1 protein-coding gene and 1 pseudogene are annotated in these 1,495 nt (G+C 67.5%); one reads left to right on the top strand and one right to left on the bottom strand.

Going from position 1 to position 1,495, the window contains the following annotated elements; genetic code table 11:
• Positions 1–56: 56 nt before the first annotated feature.
• A pseudogene (locus ACFWUY_RS41575) lies at positions 57–404 on the top strand (transposase); the annotation flags it as partial.
• A 34-nt stretch (positions 405–438) separates the two neighbouring features.
• On the opposite strand, the gene ACFWUY_RS41570 reads toward ACFWUY_RS41575, so the two are convergent.
• A complete protein-coding gene (locus ACFWUY_RS41570; protein ID WP_384122219.1) occupies positions 439–1,491 on the bottom strand; it encodes an IS3 family transposase in 1,053 nt (350 codons plus the stop codon).
• Between the last annotated feature and the right edge of the window lie 4 nt (positions 1,492–1,495).

The raw sequence follows: 1,495 nt of genomic DNA, 5'->3' as shown, positions 1-1,495 counted from the left end.
TACCGCAGCCACCTCATAGACGGCTGCCTTACCGAGACAGGACTGACCATCAGCCCCTGATCACCGAAGACGACATCACGAGTTCAATCTCAGTATGCGCGGATGGTCCGGTGAGGACGTTGGTCGAGCTGTCGTTGGAGCCTGAGCATCGGCGTGGGCATGGCGCCTTGTACGGCGGCTTGAACTGCGGGAATCTGGACGTGGCACGGCTGCGCAGGACGCTGGCAGGGCTGCCGCTTCCTCGCACGACGTCGGGGCGGCTGGTCCTGGCAGTCGATGTGAGCAACTGGCTGCGGCCGGACGCGAATACCAGCCCGGACCGGATGTTCTGCCACACATACGGGCGAGGCAGAAGCTCAGCCCAGATGATCCCCGGTTGGCCCTACTCCTTCGTTGCCGCTGTGGCGTAGTTTCCCCGTGATCTTGGACTCTCGTTCGTTAGGCCGCGAGGGCGTGTTGATGCCGCTGCCTGGTCTCGGCCGGTGTGAGGTAGCCGAAGATCTTGTGCTTGCGCAGGCGGCGGCGGTTGTAGAAGGTCTCGATGAAGGTGAAGACCTCGGCGCGGGCGGTGGCCCGGTCGGGCCAGGTCCGGGTTCCGATCTCTTCCTTGAGCAGGGCCCAGAAACTCTCCGCCGCGGCGTTGTCGAAACACGATCCGGTGCGTCCGCAGCTCTGCCGTAGCCCCAACTCCCTTACTTGGTGCTGAAATCGCGCCGATGTGTATTCGCTGCCGCGATCACTGTGGATCACGCATCCGGGCTCCAGACCGCCTCGGCCGTAGGCCATGTCGAGGGCATCGCCGACGAGCTCGGCGCGGTGGTGATCGGCCATGGCGTAACCGACGATCTCGCGGGTGGCCAGGTCCAGCCAGCAGGCGAGGTAGAGCCAGCCCTCGGCCGTCGGGAGGTAGGTGATGTCGCCGACCAGCCGGGTGCCGGGACGCTCGGCGTGGAAGTCGCGGCCGATCAGGTCCGGGGCCGGCTTCGCCTTCGCGTCCGCCCGGGTCAGCGAACGGCGCTTGCGGCGGGTGACGCCGCGGATGTCACGCTCACGCATCACGCGGGCGATGCGCTTGCGGTTCACCCGGCGCCCCAGACGCCGCAGTTCGACGTGGATGCGCGAGACGCCGTAGGTCTTGCGGGAGGCGATGTGGAGCACGGTGATCTCGTGGGCGAGCGAGTCGTCGGCCGCCCGGCGGGCCCGGCGGGCGGCCTCGCCCTCGCGCCAGGCGTAGTAGGAGGAGCGGGTCACGTGCAGCACCCGGCACAGCAGCACGATCGGGTAGTTCGCCTTCTCCGCGTGGACCAACCGGTACAACATGGTCACCGGTCGTTCTCCTTCACGAAGAAGGCCGTCGCTTTTTTCAGGATCTCGATCGTCTGCTGCTGTTCGCGGTTCTGCCTGCGCAGCCGGCGCAGTTCCTCGCGCTCGGCGCTGGTCAGCTCGCCCGGGGCGCCCTCGCCCCGGGCGGCCTTGGCCCGGCGGTACCAGCCAC

Source organism: Streptomyces sp. NPDC058664, from assembly GCF_042716635.1.
Taxonomy (GTDB): Bacteria; Actinomycetota; Actinomycetes; order Streptomycetales; family Streptomycetaceae; genus Streptomyces.
This window is presented reverse-complemented; position numbering and strand designations above follow the sequence as displayed.